Genomic DNA, 14957 nt, shown 5'->3' with positions numbered 1-14957 from the left:
TAAAGATAAAAGCGCGCGATTTATGCGCGTTTTTTTATATTGCGATGAGTGCATTAACCGCTAAACCAATGAATAAAGTAACGGTGACGCTTAACAAAGTGCCTAGCATTACATACTCAGTGAGTTTTTTGTCTTTACTGGCACTTAAATCACCAAAGCGAAATACAGATTTTGCCGCGAGTAAAAACCCCACTCCTGCAAATTGGTCCAGCAAAATAAATGTCAGCATTAATACGCGTTCAAGCATGCCGATACTTTGCCCTGCGGCGGGTAAACTGCCCGTAGTGCTAAACCCTGCCGTTAGTCGCTCCAACATCATTCGAATAAATACCGCGCTTGGATTCAAAACCAGTAAATAGCCGCATAGCAGCCATAAGGTGCTGGGAGTAATCAGCCATTGCCATACAATTGTAAAAAACTCACTATTATCACTTAACCACATAGTCAGTATGAGTATGACGAGTAAATGAGCAAGTTGATCAACGATAAAAGGCACGACGCCTTTGCTTGAATACGACTTTGCTAAATCAATGAGATAGTGTGTCACAATGATAATAGCCGTTGCGCTACTAATACGTAGAATATCTTGCCAGCCAAAACTAAACTCCCACCACGTGATAATTGCAGCTGCGGTTATGCCATGTACTAACACATGCAAGTATAGTTTTTTAGCCCGAAAATGGCGGTTATTACGATTGTTGACCCAACTCATCGGCTGCCAGTAAAAATCAGCCAATAGATGGCCGATAATTAAGGCGCTTAACAATACGGTAAAACTCATTGCGCTGCTCCTGCAAGGCTTTGTATGATGGTTTTTTCGGCGTACAGTAAAAATCGCTCGATTAATTGATAGTGTGCAAGATTAAGTAATTTAGTGACATTTTCACGGCTTGTTTTTAAATGCTTAGCAAGTTCACTATGTTGGTTATTTTGCATAGTTAAATACACGTAGAGCGCGTTTGCTTGTTTTTGCGTCATTTTAGTCAGTAGCGTATCAGCAAAAGCAAGATTAAGTGTTAATCCTTCATCAGCGGGCTCAATAATGCTATTAAATATGAAACGTTGATTGTGTATTTCATCAAGGCTGCGACCCGATAAAGTAAATGCAGAGCCGGTAGCTGTTTTAATATCCGCTCTGGCATTATCTATTTCACCTATTGCTAAGCTTTGGCGAATTTCATAGCCGCTCGCCTTTAAATGTAAATACAATAAAATAGCAATACTGCAAACGTGCTCAGGTTGGTTTACTTGCAGTTGAAATGCATCGCCTCGATAAATAATGCTCTGATTCTGCTTACCTTCAGTAATTGCACGCAAGCTTTGATCGAGCTGATAGAGCATTGCATCGTAGTCATGCTTGGGAATATGTTGTGATTTGATCACATCACCGCTGATCACCGCAATCATAAATGTCCTAACTTAGTTACATATAAAAATGTAACCAATACTGGTTACATAATGCTATGTAACTAATTTAGGTTACTTACGCGATAAATGCAAGGTCTTAAGTGGACGTAGGTATGTTACAGTAGGGTGATAATCAAAAGGAATAATGCATGAAGCAAGAAACACACAGTTTAGCAAGCTCAAAACCTAAGGTAGGTATTTTTGTTGATGTACAAAATATTTATTACACCTGTCGTGAAAGTTACCGCAAAAACTTTGATTACAATGCGTTTTGGGCACAGATCAGCCGTGACTACGATATAGAATGTGCGATTGCGTATGCTATTTATCGAGGTGATGAAAAGCAATCTCAGTTTCAGAATATTCTGCGGGCGATTGGTTTTGAGGTGAAACTAAAGCCATTTATTCAACGTAAGGACGGCAGTGCAAAGGGGGACTGGGATGTAGGAATTACAATTGATATGCTAGAGCAGGGGAAAAATTTAGACCGCGTAGTTTTACTCTCCGGAGATGGTGATTTTGCGCTGTTACTTGGCCACTTGCAGCATAATTATAATGTACCTGCCGATGTGTACGGCGCTGATAAACTGACTGCAGAAGCATTGAAACAAAGCGCAGAGCATTTTTACTGCATTGATGACACTTTATTATTGTAATGTAAGTATAGAATTCTTAACTCCATGTTAAATATTTTTGACTTGATTGCTGTGTGAAGCTATAGTTATTGATGTTAATTATTTTTAACATTGAGTTGGCTTTACTTTACATTGTTGGAGGGGATATGAGTTACACACAAAAATCACGATTACTAGAAGTGGCTATTACATTTGTTGTCTTGTTTAACTATCTGCAAGCTGTGCTGTCGATGACTCCAGAAGCGCAAATGGATCCATCACTTGCCAGTGGTTTGTTGATAAAACTTGTGATTCAAACGGTGGTTATGCTTGTTGTCATGCATAGTATTTTGGCTGCATTTAACAGCAAGTATGCAAATCGGGCGAAAGATGAACGAGAGCAGGCTATTGCACTAAAGGCTAAAAGTGTGAGCTTGTTTATTTTACAATTAGGCGTGGTTAATGCTGTATTTGCTTTATTAGTCAATACTGTATATCCAATACCTATGAGTCCTGTACACCAGTTGGTGATTGCTGCATTACTGAGTGAAATCATTGGAGGGGCTGTGGAAGTATGGCTATTGCAAAGGGGTTAAAATGGCAAAGTTAGCAATTAGCAATTCAATCCGTACATTGAGATTTCAACATGATGAAATGACACAGCAACAATTAGCAGATGCTGTGGGGGTTACACGCCAAACCATAGCTGCAATTGAAGCTGCAAGATATTCCCCGTCGTTGGAGGTTGCTTTTAAAATAGCGGTTGTTTTTAATCAGCCTCTAGAAAAAATATTCCAATATAAGCAGTGATTCTTTACTAAATTATTGTTTTAGGTAAACTGGTACAACATTACACAGCGTATTTTAAGCCATTAGCCATTTATTTGTCCCTTTAAAATAAATGGCTAAATCATTATTTTAGGTATTGATTTAGGTAATTATGTCACTTTTAAGCTTTATTCTTTATGTTGAAAAATAGTTGCTACTAATTTAGTGGATTTTAATTATTTATTTAATTCAGTCAATTAGAGATAAATATGGGATATATGTGAATTTTTATAAAAAATATAATGACAACGCTGTCATTTGTTGTGTAACATTAATTCAACATGGGTTGAGGGTGAATCGCATTAAGATAATAAAAAAAGGTGCGATTAATACAAATATTAAACGAAGGTTAGAGGTCGTTAAATGATGGCTAAGAGTGCGAATGAGGACCAATTGTTTATTGGTATCGATGGTGGCGGAACTAAGTGCCGTGCAACTATATACTCTACACAACATGGGGTATTAGGAACTGGTCTAGGTGGCCCCGCGAATCCATTACATGGGTTAGAGCGCACATTAGAGTCAATAATGGTATCTACACAACTGGCTATGCGTGATGCCGGTTTACAGTTAGAAACTATTCACCAAATCTATGCTGGCTTAGGGTTAGCAGGCGTTAATTTACCAAGTTTGTATGAAAAAATAACAGAATGGGAACATCCATTTAAACAAATGTTTTTAACTACAGACTTACATACGGCATGCATCGGCGCTCATGAAGGCGGTGATGGGGCCGTTATTATTACGGGCACTGGCTCATGTGGCTTTTCACATGTCAAAGGGCAATCGGTGAACTATGGTGGTCACGGTTTTGCTTTAGGCGATAAAGGGAGCGGCGCTTGGATGGGGCTTGAGGCTATTAAAGCGGTGCTAGTTGAGCTAGATGGTTTAGGTCCGCAAACAGCTTTGACTCCAGTAATAAAGAATCATTTTAATGCAATAAATGCAATGGATATAGCAGAGCAAATGGCAGGGCAGCCGTCCAGCAGTTATGCTAAGCTTGCTCGCTATGTTTTTGATGCGGCGCACCAAGGTGACGTGATTGCATTGGCTATCGTAAAAGATGGCGCAGCCTACGTGAGTCAATTAGCACATCGTTTATTAGAAAATAATCCACCACGTTTATCTATGATTGGTGGTCTTGCTGAGCCATTAAATAAATGGCTTGATCCTGAAATTGCAAAACTGGTCGAAATCCCAAAACAACCGCCAGAAATGGGGGCTATTTACTTTGCCCAGCAATCGGTACTTGAACAAGATCAAAAGGTAGCCTTGTAATGAAAACCTTCTATCGCGCTACGCGCTTATTTACCGCAGAAAACTTTGTTGATAACGCATTATTTAGTGTTGAAAATGGTGTATTTAAGCTTGAAGAAACAACTACTGAGTCAGTAATAGAGCTAAATGGTCTTGTTGCCCCCGGTTTTATTGACGTTCAAGTCAATGGCGGTGGTGGAGCATTTTTCAACGCACAGCAAAACACTGATTGCTTAGACCGTATCGCAAAAGCACATGGGAAATTTGGTACAACTGCACTGATGCCAACGTTAATTACAGATAAAGTTGAAATCATGCAAGCCGCCGCAGATGCAACGGCGCAAGCTATCAGTGAAGGTGTTCCGGGAGTATTAGGTATTCACTTTGAAGGCCCGCATTTATCTTTTCCAAAAAAAGGCACTCATAGTGAACAATTTATTCGCCCGATCAGCGAGCAAGAGTTTGCCATTTATGCTCGTCAAGATTTAGGCATCAAAATGGTCACCTTGGCGCCAGAAAACGTCAGTATTGCCGATGTTGAGCGTTTAGTTGCGTGTGGTGTGAAAGTATCACTCGGTCATACAAATGCCGATTATCAAACAACTATCGCTGCACTTAATGCCGGCGCTGATGGCTTTACGCATTTATACAATGCTATGTCGCCATTTACATCGCGCGAGCCAGGTGTTGTTGGTGCCGCACTTTGGCATGATAACAGTTGGTGTGGATTGATTGTTGATGGCCACCATGTGCACCCTCTATCTGCGCAGTTAGCAATTCGTACAAAGCAACGTGGCAAAATTATGTTGGTTACGGATGCAATGCCACCTGTGGGCACTGATGATATGGAATTTGATTTCTTTGATGGGCGAAAAGTAATTCGTACCGGAGATAGATTAAATTCAAGCACTGGCGAATTAGCGGGCAGTGTTTTAGATATGGCAAGCGCTGTGCGCAACACTGTTAATACTTTAGATGTTAGCCTAAGCGAAAGCTTACGGATGGCTGCATTGTATCCGGCACAATATTTGAACCTCAAGAACAAGGGACGTTTACTTGATGGCTTTGATGCTGACTTTGTCGTGCTCGATGAACAGCAGTATGTCAAAGCAACTTATATTGCTGGAATTGCAATCTAACGTTTCCCTGGAAAAAACCCCGCCGTTGTATCGCGGGGCTTTTTTGTTTTAAGAGTAAAATAAAATGACAACAACACACAGCGAAAAACCGGTTAAAAAGCGTCTAGCATCACTGGATGCTTTACGTGGTATGGATATGTTTTGGATTTTGGGGGGGCAATCTATTTTTGCCGCTTTATTTGTCTTAACAGGCTGGACAGGCTGGAAAATTTTTGAAGCACATACTGTACATAGTGCTTGGCATGGTTTTACATTTTACGATTTAATTTTTCCATTATTTATCTTTTTATCGGGCGTGGCGATGGGGCTCGCACCAAAGCGTATTGATCACCTATCATGGGATGAGCGCAAAGTTTACTACCGTAAAGCGGTTAAGCGTTTACTGTTATTATGTTTATTAGGAATAATGTACAACCACGGGTGGGGAACTGGTATTCCTTTAGCGTTAGATGAAATTCGCTACACCAGTGTACTTGGGCGCATTGCTATCGCATGGTTTTTTTGTGCCATGTTAGTGTGGCATACCAGTATTCGCACCCAAGTATTTACTGCCATCGGTTTATTAATTGGTTATTGGATTCTACTGTGTTTTATCCCAGTGCCCGGTGGTATAGCAGGGGATTTGAGTGCGCAAGGCAGTTGGAATGCGTGGTTTGATACACACTTTTTACCCGGTATTAGCTATCAAAATCGACCTGTCGATCCTGAGGGCGTATTATCGAGCTTTCCTGCCATTATAAATGCCATGATTGGTGTGTTTGTAGGGCAACTTGTTAGCAGAGCACAGCAAATTGGCGAATGGAAAACAGCAGGGATCTTATTTATTGCCGGCGTAATTAGTGTCTGCCTTGGTTGGTTGTGGGATCTTCAATTCCCGGTTAATAAAGAGTTATGGACGAGCTCTTTTGTACTTGTCACTGTAGGTTGGAGCGCTATATTACTTGCTGTATTCTATGCTTTAGTTGATATTTTAAATGGTCAAAAACTAGCTTACCCATTCGTTATAATTGGCGCAAATTCAATTATCATCTATCTAGCGTCTAGTTTAGTCGATTGGGCTTTTATTAGTCGTAGTGTATTCGGTGGCTTTATTAATGCAGTTCCTGAGCTTTGGCAACCATTGCTTAGCGTTACTGCTTTGTTACTAGTACAAATCCTTGTTTTACACTGGATGTATAAGCGTAAAATATTTGTTAGCGTATAAAACGCACAACTAAAAACAGTAAAAATAATTTTTTTATTCACTTTTACTTTACAAACTAAAATGAAATGGTAATAATGACAGCGTTGTCATAATGGTATTGGCCAAACAGTGTATCCCTGTTTGGTTTGATCTAAGGCCCAATTCGATTGCACGTGGAATTGGGACTTAGATCCCATTTTTTCATCAACTAATTTAATAACTGAGCAAACAAATATGCAAATAGTAATTTTAAATGATGCAGCAGCAGTAGCTGCATATGGCGCAAATATTTTCGCAGCCCAATTACAAAAAAAACCAACGTCAGTGCTCGGTTTAGCAACGGGCTCTACGCCAGTTGCGTTATACCAACTATTAATTGCTAAAAATAAAGCGGGTGATATTTCATTCTCACAAGCGACAACGTTTAACTTGGACGAGTACTTAGGTTTAACGGGTGAGCACCCACAAAGTTACCGCTATTTTATGAACGAGCAACTATTTAATCATGTTGATATCAATAAAGAGAATACCTTTGTACCACCTGGCGATGCAGTAAATCCAATCACTGCATGTAAAGAATATGAAAATAAGATAGCCGCAGCGGGTGGCGTTGATGTGCAATTATTAGGCATTGGCCGTAATGGTCATATTGGCTTTAATGAACCTTCATCAGGGCTGTGTTCACGTACTCGCGTAAAAACGCTAACTAAAGCAACTGTTGATGATAATGCGCGTTTTTTTGCCGCGGATGAATATCAACCCCATTTATCAATAACCATGGGTATTGGCACAATTTTAGAAGCGAAAAAAGTTGTTTTACTTGCTACCGGTGAAAATAAAGCCGATGCAGTTCATGCCATGATTGAAGGGCCATTAATGGCTAAATGTCCGGCATCTGCGCTTCAGCTGCATAAAGATGCTGTGATTGTGATTGATAAAGCAGCAGCAAGTAAACTTGACGATTTAGAGTTTTATCAGCATATCGAAGCAGAAAATCAAAAATTACAGGCTCATTTAGCTACATTGTAATTGTAAAAAGAATTTATTGTGTGTTCAAAAAAGTCCGTAAGGGCTTTTTTTTTGCCTTTTTATCAGTGGCTAACAATTGGGTTTGGCCGAGTGTTGTGGTAGTTTTAGCCATCTAAATAATAAAAAGGACGAGCATGCTTAATTACTCCGCAATGTCGTTAAATCGAGCATCAAATTTACGTAAAGAGCCAAATTGGTTAGCAGCTCAAGTCAATGAGCAAAGCCGCTGGCTATTGGTGAAAAACAGTCAAACCTTATTTGATAGTAATAGTTATGTAGTGACATTTTTGAGCTTCGCAACGGTGCGTAATTTAGATTTATCTGAGGCGATATTCTTAGGTTTAGATGAGCAGCAAACGAGCCATTTTGCACTTGATGTTAGCCAATTAGATGATGCGCTAGTCACACAGTTGATTGGCAATGCTGAGTTTGTTGATATTCGCCGTTATGGGGTGAATGTTGCGCTTGAACAAGGCTCAATGGCAGCCCTCGCGCGAGGTTTGTGCTACTGGCATGCAACACATTGTTTTTGCGGACGATGCGGCAGCAAAAATATGCTTGTCGAAGCAGGCCACTCGCGTTTATGTAGCAACGAGCAATGTAAACACCAAACATTTCCACGCACAGATCCTGCGGTGATCATGGTGGTAACGCGTACTTTCGCCGATGGTATTGAGCGCTGTTTATTGGGTCGCCAAGCTGTATGGGCGCCGGGTATGTATTCATCTTTAGCGGGTTTTGTTGACCCCGGTGAAAGCCTTGAACAAGCGGTTGCACGGGAAGTGATGGAAGAGGCTGGTATTGTCGTTGGCAATGTTCGTTATATTGCCTCACAACCTTGGCCGTTCCCTTCATCAATTATGCTAGGTTTTATAGCGGAAGCCGTCACTGAAGATATTCACGTTGATAAAGACGAGCTTGATGATGCCCAGTGGTTTAGCCGAGAAGAAATAAAAAGCTTTGGTAATTGGCATGACGAAGGTACCCATCTAAAGTTACCTCGCACCGACTCTATATCACGGTATCTAATTGACCACTGGTGTAATTTAAACGATTAAGCATTTTTTAATGCAAGTTTTGATGACATATTTTTAAGGATTAATCATGACGACAAGTAATAAAAATACGCAGTTAGTCAGTGCAGGACGTAAAAAAGCCTATACTCATGGCGTTGTTAACCCTGTTGTACAACGTGCGTCAACCATTGTGTTTGACTCTGTGGCTGAGCTTAAGGATGCGGCAAAAAAACGGGGTGATAAAACGTTATTTTATGGGCGCCGTGGTACTACTACACATTTTGCACTGCAAGAAGCAATTACTGAATTGGAAGGCGGAGAAGGCTGCGCATTGTACCCATGCGGAGCAGCGGCAATTAGTAGTGCATTACTGGCTTTTGTGAAAGCTGGCGATCATATTTTAATGGTTGATAATGCTTATGAACCAACCCGTGATTTTTGCGATAAAATTTTAGCTGGCTTTGGTGTTGAAACTACCTATTATCCACCAACAATTGGCGCAGATATTAAAACGCTGATCAAAGAAAATACCAAGGTGTTATTTTTAGAATCACCAGGCTCTATCACCATGGAAGTACAAGATGTACCGGCAATGGTTGCCGTTGCTAATGAACACGGCGTGATGACCATGCTTGATAATACCTACGGTAATGGCTTGCATTATCGCCCATTAGAGCACGGTGTTGATATTAGCATTCAAGCGGCGACTAAATATATTGTTGGTCATTCTGACGTGATGATGGGCGTTGCGGTTGCAAATAAAAAATATTGGCCAAGATTACGGGAGCAATCTTACTTACTTGGTCAGTGTACCTCTGCGGATGATGCTTATTTAGCACTTCGGGGGTTACGTACTATGGCTGTGCGTTTAAAGCAGCATGAGAAAGCCGCAATTGAAGTGGCAAGCTGGTTAGAGCAGCATCCATTAGTTGATCATATTCGTCACCCCGCTTTTGAGAGTTGCCCAGGCCATGAGTTTTTCAAACGTGACTTTGATGGCAGCAATGGCTTATTTTCATTTGTAATGAAAGAAGGTAATCAAGAGGCGATTGATGCTTTTTTAGATAATCTAGAGCATTTTAAAATGGGCTTTTCATGGGGGGGATTTGAGAGTTTAGTGACCGCTAATTTAACGATGAAAGGTCTACGCTCAGCGACAGGATGGCAGTTGGGCCCGGTGATCCGCCTACATATTGGTCTTGAAGATGTTGATGATCTAATTACTGATTTAACACAGGCATTGGACGTATATAAGCAACATTTATAAGCGTTTGCTTGTTACATTTTAATCTATTGTTACAGAGCTCACCATTCGGTGGGCTTTTTTTTGCTAGTAATTCAACACGTTTGCACTTAGTGTAAGCTGTATATCAATTAAATAGGAATACCTGTGTCACAATTACACCCACAGCGATTATTAAACATTGCCCAGTTTGAATTGGTAAGGTTATTTTTGACTAAACGTGGCTTGCTGGCTGTTGCTGCTTTTGCAATTTGTTGGTTACTCATTTTACGTTATCCAATTGGTCAAGCGGTAAGTTTGATCAGCTCTCCCGAGATAGCCGAATTAGCACAGCAAGTGTTTGGTGCTATAGGATTAAGTAAATTGCTCGATTGGCCTGAGGCTGAGCTTGCCATGTATTGGTTAATTGCATTATACAGTTTCCCCAGTTTTTGCTTATTTTTATGCAGTGACCAACTCGTTGGTGATAAGCAGCGAGGCACGCTTAGATTTTTATCTTTAAGAGCGACCCGTAACGAAATGCTATTTGGTCGGTTTTTAGGGCAAGTGTTTATTTTGGCCGCGCTGTTAATTGTGACCTTAGTAGCGGCTGTCGCGGTAATGGCATTTCGTGAGCCGGCATTATTAATGACGGGGCTTAGTCGCAGTTTCATGTTGTTCTGTTACCTTTTAATAGCCGTTTTACCCTTTATAGCACTGATGACTTTATTAAATACCTTTGCGCGTTCGGCACGTTTAACCGTGGTGCTGGCCGTGTTATTTTTTGCTGGCGGAAATATTGTTGTTGGTCTATTGAGTTGGCAAATTCCCGCAATGGCCATGCTTGATTATATTTTTCCTGGAGTACAGTTAGATCAAATGGCGGGGCAGAATGCAGGATTGTTTAATAGTTTAGGTATTCCCGTTATTCAAACTGTGGTTATGTTAGCCCTAGCCCAGCGTATTTTTGCAAGGAGTTCCTTATGAGCACATTAATACAGGCAACAGCTTTAACTAAGCAGTTCGGCAGTAAATTAGCACTTGATAATGTGAGTTTTGAGATTCAAAAAGGTGCGCCAGTTGCGTTAGTCGGACCTAATGGGGCAGGTAAAACCACATTGTTTAGCCTGTTATGTGGTTATATATTACCAACTAAAGGCACGCTCAGCATTTTAGGCTATAACCCTGGCAGCAGTGAGTTATTTGGCAAACTCAGTGCGCTGCCGCAAGATGCGCAACTTGATCCCCGTTTTAGTATTTCTCATCAACTCGCGTTTTATGGCCAGTTGCAAGGGCTTTCAAGTAAACAAAGTCAAGCTGAAGCAATCCGTGTTTTGGAGCTTGTAGGCTTAGCGGAAGCAGCGAAGCAACGCGCCGATGATTTATCGCATGGTATGCGCAAACGGGTCACAATAGGGCAGGCACTGATCGGTAAACCGCAAATTGTGATGCTGGATGAAGCCACCGCAGGGCTTGATCCCATTCATGCTCGTGAAATACGTCAATTAGTTTCAGAATTAAGTTCTGAGGCGACGTTTATTTTAAGCTCACACGATCTGACCGAGCTAGAACGGTTATGTTCACATGTACTGCACCTTGATAAAGGAAAGCTCACCGCGCACCCCAAGCAAAATAATAGCAATGAACAGCAAACTGGCTTTATTACCTTGTTATTAAATGAGCAATATGCTGATGTTGAGGCAAAAATTCAGGCATTGGCAGGGGTATCTAAGGTCTATATGAGCCAAGCGAAAGAATATGTTGTTGAGTATCAAAAAGCAGCCACACCCTTTGATATAACGCTATTACAATATTGTTATCAGCAAGGGTGGCGATATCGTCAATTAGTAAATGGACACACATTAGAGAATCAAATTTTTAAACAGGAGACAGTATAATGGGTTTATTAAGTGGATTAATGGGCAATGCCAGCGAAGTTGATGACGGTGATTTAGAAAAAGTACTAGCGAATACCTTGATTGAGGGAGAGCAAGTAGAAAAAGCCTATAAAGTTGTGCGCGATATGTTTATTTTTACTAATAAGCGCTTAATTTTACTCGACAAGCAGGGAGTAACAGGCTCAAAAATGGAAATGATCAGTATCGCTTATTCAAAAATTACTAAGTTTAGTAAAGAAAGTGCTGGGCACTTTGATTTAGATGCGGAATTAAAAATTTGGGTTGGCTCTGATCCAACTCCAATTAGTAAAGATTTCAAATCCGGTGATAACATCAATGATGTTTATCGCATCATTAGTCAATATGCACTGTAAATATTAGAATAAATGGATTGTGGCGATTGTTTCAATAATGGCCACATTATTTTTACAATAACCTACAAAATTTTACATTTTCATAATTAATACAATTACTTAGTTAAGTTTCCATTCAGTTTGTTCGCGTTAGCATGTCCCCGTCTTAGCCAATCGGTTAAAACATGTAGCAATCAACAATGTAAAATAGGGAAATCTTTTATGAAAAAATTAGCAGTTATTATTTCGAGTATTCTTCTTTCAAGCGCCGCGACTGCTGCGGACAACTATCAGTCAATTAGCCATTTAGGATATATGGATACTGATGGCAATGACAAAGTGAGCATTGATTCAACGTATTACTTCTCTCCAAAAACGACTTTAGGTCCTTACGACCAATTCGAGTATATCAATAAGCAAACTAATGTTTATGGTGCATACAGCGATGATGATTTAAATGATGTAGCTACCATTGGTGGTGAATATTTCTTACAAGATTTTGTTCTAGGTGCAGAGTACAGCAATAATGACATTGACGCTGGTTCAAGCACTGATGTAATTAAACTGTCTGCAGGTTACTTCTTTAATCCTAATCTTCTTTTAAAAGCAACATTTGAAGATGTTGAAGATGGCGAAAATCGTGTTTTATTTGATTTAGCATACAACCACCAGTTAAACAGCACAGATTACATCGGTTTCACCGTAACATCTGATGACGAGTTTGATTACCGCGCCGTGAACGCTAAATACTTCATGGATCTTAAGCAAGGTAACTTCCTAACTGTTGAAGGTACTGTATCAGATGATGATAATCGCTCATCTTCATGGGAGTTAGAATCTAACTACTACTTCACTAAAGCAACATCAGCGTTTGTTACATTTAACAAAAACGATGATTACACGTTTGGTGCTCAACATTTCTTCAACAAAAATGTTGGTTTAAAAGCAGGTTACGGTAATAACTGGGATGATTCTGGTTATGACGCTTACTTTGCAAATGTAAGCTTACAGTTCTAATCAAACTGTAAATTTAGTACTGCAATACTAAAAAAGCCCGCTCAATTGAGCGGGCTTTTGCATTTTTGCTATTTAACTAGTTTACTTACCAACCACATTGACGGCCTTTATTTTGCTCATCAAGGTATTTTTGCAGTGGTGCAAAGTAATCAAGTAGGGCTGTTGCATCCATTTCAGGCTTACCTGTTATGGTGGCTAATGCTTCTTGCCAAGGGCGGCTTGAACCCATTTCTAGCATCGCATTGAGTTTTTCACCGGCTTCTTTAGAGTTATATACTGAACAGCGATGAATGGCTTCTTTGTTACCAGCAATTTCACATAAACTACGGTGGAAATCAAACTGTAAAATATGCGCTAAGAAGTAACGGGTATACGGTGTGTTACCTGGCACATGGTATTTTGCACCTGGATCAAAGTCAGCTTCGCTTCGTGCGATAGGTGCTTTTACACCTTGGTATTTTTCACGTAATTCCCACCATGCCTTATTGTAGTTTTCAGGCGTTACCGCACCAGAGAATACTTGCCAACGCCATTGATCCACAAGTAAACCAAATGGTATAAACGCGACTTTATCCAGCGCCATTTTCATCAGTAAGCCAATGTCTTTTGATTCATCAGGAACTTGCTCTAATAAACCAATTTCTTTTAAGTAACCAGGCGTTACCGAAAGTGCAATGGTATCGCCAATGGCTTCGTGGAAACCGTCGTTAGCACTTTCTTGATAATAAAGCGGTTGGGTATTGTAAGCGCGTTGATAAAAGTTGTGACCTAACTCATGGTGAATAACTGAGAATTCTTCGCCAGTACGCTGAATACACATTTTTATGCGTAGATCGTCTTTGCTGTCTATATTCCACGCAGAGGCGTGGCATTGAACATCACGATCAGCAGGCTTGGTGAATAACGAACGTTCATAAAAAGTCTCAGGTAGAGGTGCAAAGCCCATTGATGTAAAAAATTTCTCAGCGCCTTGCACCATTTTTAGTTCATCGTAGTTATGCTCGGCGAGTAATGCGGTGACGTCATAGCCAGGATCGGCATTTTCAGGCGCAACGACATCGTAAATATTGCCCCATGTTTGTGCCCACATATTACCTAATAAATGTGCAGGAATTGGTTGATCTTGTGGTACTTTATCTTCGCCATACTTTTCACCCAACTTGGCACGAACATGACAATGCAGCGAGTCATACAGTGGTTTTACTTGGCCCCAGATACGATCAAGCTCTGTTGCAAAGTCATCCGCTGGCATATCGTATTTACTACGCCACATTGCGCCTGTGTCAGCATAACCAAGCTCTTTTGCGCCTTCATTGGTTAATACAACTTGCTGCTCATACAGTGGTCGCATTGGCTTTGAAACCTGGCGCCAGCCCTGCCATAAATCGAGCAGCTCGTTATAATCACGACTGGTGGCCATTGTTGCTGTCATATCACCAAGGCTTAAACAGCTACCGTCGTCTTTACAGTATTTTCCTTTACCGTACATACCGCCAAGTTCAGCCACAAGCTGTGATAATTTTGCTGTTTTTTCGGCATCTTGTGGAGCAGGTAAAGTGAGGGCTAATTTTAATTTATCGAGCTTACGACGAGCATCGTAATCAAGCTCAAATGAGTCAAACCGTGCTGCTTCGTTTGCTAGACGAACCACCGCGGCGGTCATTTTACGGTTTACTTCTGCTGATAGTGCCGAGGTATCATGTGTAATAAAGTTTGCGTAAATCCATTCTGCGCGGCTGGATTCTAAGTATAGCGCGCTGAGCTCTTGCTCTGTGGCATCTAAAAAAGCTTGTGCATCGTTTGCAGTTACTGGCGCTGGGCCAGTAGCAGCTTGTGCTGGAGTGTTATTTGCTTCTTGGTTACAGCCAGTTAATGCCAATGTACTGGCAACCATTATCGCGCTCAGACTGCGCTTAAAATGTGGAGTAGTCATGTTGACCCTTATATTTGTTATTTATCGCATAGGATAATAGCAGCGTCTCTATGTTAGGCAA

General features: G+C 40.7%; 16 protein-coding genes. 13 read left to right on the top strand and 3 right to left on the bottom strand.

Translation table 11 applies throughout. From position 1 onward, the window contains the following. Positions 1-34: 34 nt before the first annotated feature. Complete coding sequence (locus PHAL_RS0106935; RefSeq protein WP_016707699.1) at positions 35-781, bottom strand: DUF3307 domain-containing protein; 747 nt, start codon at positions 779-781, stop codon at positions 35-37. Continuing rightward, positions 778-1407, bottom strand: coding sequence for a hypothetical protein (locus PHAL_RS0106930; protein ID WP_016707698.1), 630 nt, complete (start codon positions 1405-1407; stop codon positions 778-780). The genes PHAL_RS0106935 and PHAL_RS0106930 overlap by 4 nt, the downstream gene beginning before the upstream one ends. A gap of 149 nt (positions 1408-1556) precedes the next feature. On the opposite strand from PHAL_RS0106930, the gene PHAL_RS0106925 reads away from it, so the two are divergent. From PHAL_RS0106925 to PHAL_RS0106865, 13 genes are all read left to right on the top strand, one after another. Further along, positions 1557-2063 (top strand): LabA-like NYN domain-containing protein, encoded by a 507-nt coding sequence (locus PHAL_RS0106925; protein ID WP_016707697.1) that lies wholly within the window; start codon positions 1557-1559, stop codon positions 2061-2063. 125 nt (positions 2064-2188) lie between these two features. Next, on the top strand, positions 2189-2617 hold the full coding sequence (locus PHAL_RS0106920; RefSeq protein ID WP_138555760.1) for a hypothetical protein: 429 nt from the start codon (positions 2189-2191) through the stop codon (positions 2615-2617). A gap of 1 nt (position 2618) precedes the next feature. Then, a complete protein-coding gene (locus PHAL_RS0106915) occupies positions 2619-2831 on the top strand; it encodes a helix-turn-helix transcriptional regulator (RefSeq protein ID WP_016707695.1) in 213 nt (70 codons plus the stop codon). A gap of 381 nt (positions 2832-3212) precedes the next feature. Then, positions 3213-4127: an N-acetylglucosamine kinase gene (gene nagK, locus PHAL_RS0106910; RefSeq protein ID WP_016707694.1), complete on the top strand. Its 915-nt coding sequence runs from the start codon at positions 3213-3215 to the stop codon at positions 4125-4127. Beyond that, on the top strand, positions 4127-5245 hold the full coding sequence (gene nagA, locus PHAL_RS0106905) for an N-acetylglucosamine-6-phosphate deacetylase (protein WP_016707693.1): 1119 nt from the start codon (positions 4127-4129) through the stop codon (positions 5243-5245). Before nagK ends, nagA begins: the two co-directional genes overlap by 1 nt. Before the next feature lie 64 nt (positions 5246-5309). Next, positions 5310-6449 carry a transmembrane glucosamine N-acetyltransferase NagX gene (nagX, locus tag PHAL_RS0106900; protein WP_016707692.1) on the top strand — a complete coding sequence of 380 codons (1140 nt, stop codon included), beginning with the start codon at positions 5310-5312 and terminating at the stop codon, positions 6447-6449. Between the two features lie 213 nt (positions 6450-6662). After that, positions 6663-7457: a glucosamine-6-phosphate deaminase gene (gene nagB, locus PHAL_RS0106895; protein ID WP_016707691.1), complete on the top strand. Its 795-nt coding sequence runs from the start codon at positions 6663-6665 to the stop codon at positions 7455-7457. Between the two features lie 134 nt (positions 7458-7591). Next, the gene (nudC, locus tag PHAL_RS0106890; RefSeq protein WP_016707690.1) at positions 7592-8515 is read left to right on the top strand and encodes an NAD(+) diphosphatase; all 924 of its coding nucleotides are present in this window, start codon (positions 7592-7594) and stop codon (positions 8513-8515) included. A 46-nt stretch (positions 8516-8561) separates the two neighbouring features. After that, positions 8562-9740: a cystathionine beta-lyase gene (locus PHAL_RS0106885; RefSeq protein ID WP_016707689.1), complete on the top strand. Its 1179-nt coding sequence runs from the start codon at positions 8562-8564 to the stop codon at positions 9738-9740. A 123-nt stretch (positions 9741-9863) separates the two neighbouring features. Then, positions 9864-10682 carry an ABC transporter permease subunit gene (locus PHAL_RS0106880; protein WP_016707688.1) on the top strand — a complete coding sequence of 273 codons (819 nt, stop codon included), beginning with the start codon at positions 9864-9866 and terminating at the stop codon, positions 10680-10682. After that, complete coding sequence (locus PHAL_RS0106875) at positions 10679-11593, top strand: ABC transporter ATP-binding protein (protein WP_016707687.1); 915 nt, start codon at positions 10679-10681, stop codon at positions 11591-11593. Before PHAL_RS0106880 ends, PHAL_RS0106875 begins: the two co-directional genes overlap by 4 nt. Next, a complete protein-coding gene (locus tag PHAL_RS0106870) occupies positions 11593-11967 on the top strand; it encodes a PH domain-containing protein (protein WP_016707686.1) in 375 nt (124 codons plus the stop codon). Before PHAL_RS0106875 ends, PHAL_RS0106870 begins: the two co-directional genes overlap by 1 nt. A 201-nt stretch (positions 11968-12168) precedes the next feature. Then, a complete protein-coding gene (locus tag PHAL_RS0106865; protein ID WP_016707685.1) occupies positions 12169-12963 on the top strand; it encodes a putative porin in 795 nt (264 codons plus the stop codon). A gap of 85 nt (positions 12964-13048) precedes the next feature. Here the strand turns inward: PHAL_RS0106865 and PHAL_RS0106860 are convergent, their stop codons facing one another. Beyond that, positions 13049-14896, bottom strand: coding sequence for a M2 family metallopeptidase (locus PHAL_RS0106860; RefSeq protein WP_016707684.1), 1848 nt, complete (start codon positions 14894-14896; stop codon positions 13049-13051). Positions 14897-14957 lie beyond the last annotated feature (61 nt).

Source organism: Pseudoalteromonas haloplanktis ATCC 14393 (assembly GCF_000238355.1).
In the GTDB taxonomy this organism is placed as follows: domain Bacteria; phylum Pseudomonadota; class Gammaproteobacteria; order Enterobacterales; family Alteromonadaceae; genus Pseudoalteromonas; species Pseudoalteromonas haloplanktis.
This window is presented reverse-complemented; position numbering and strand designations above follow the sequence as displayed.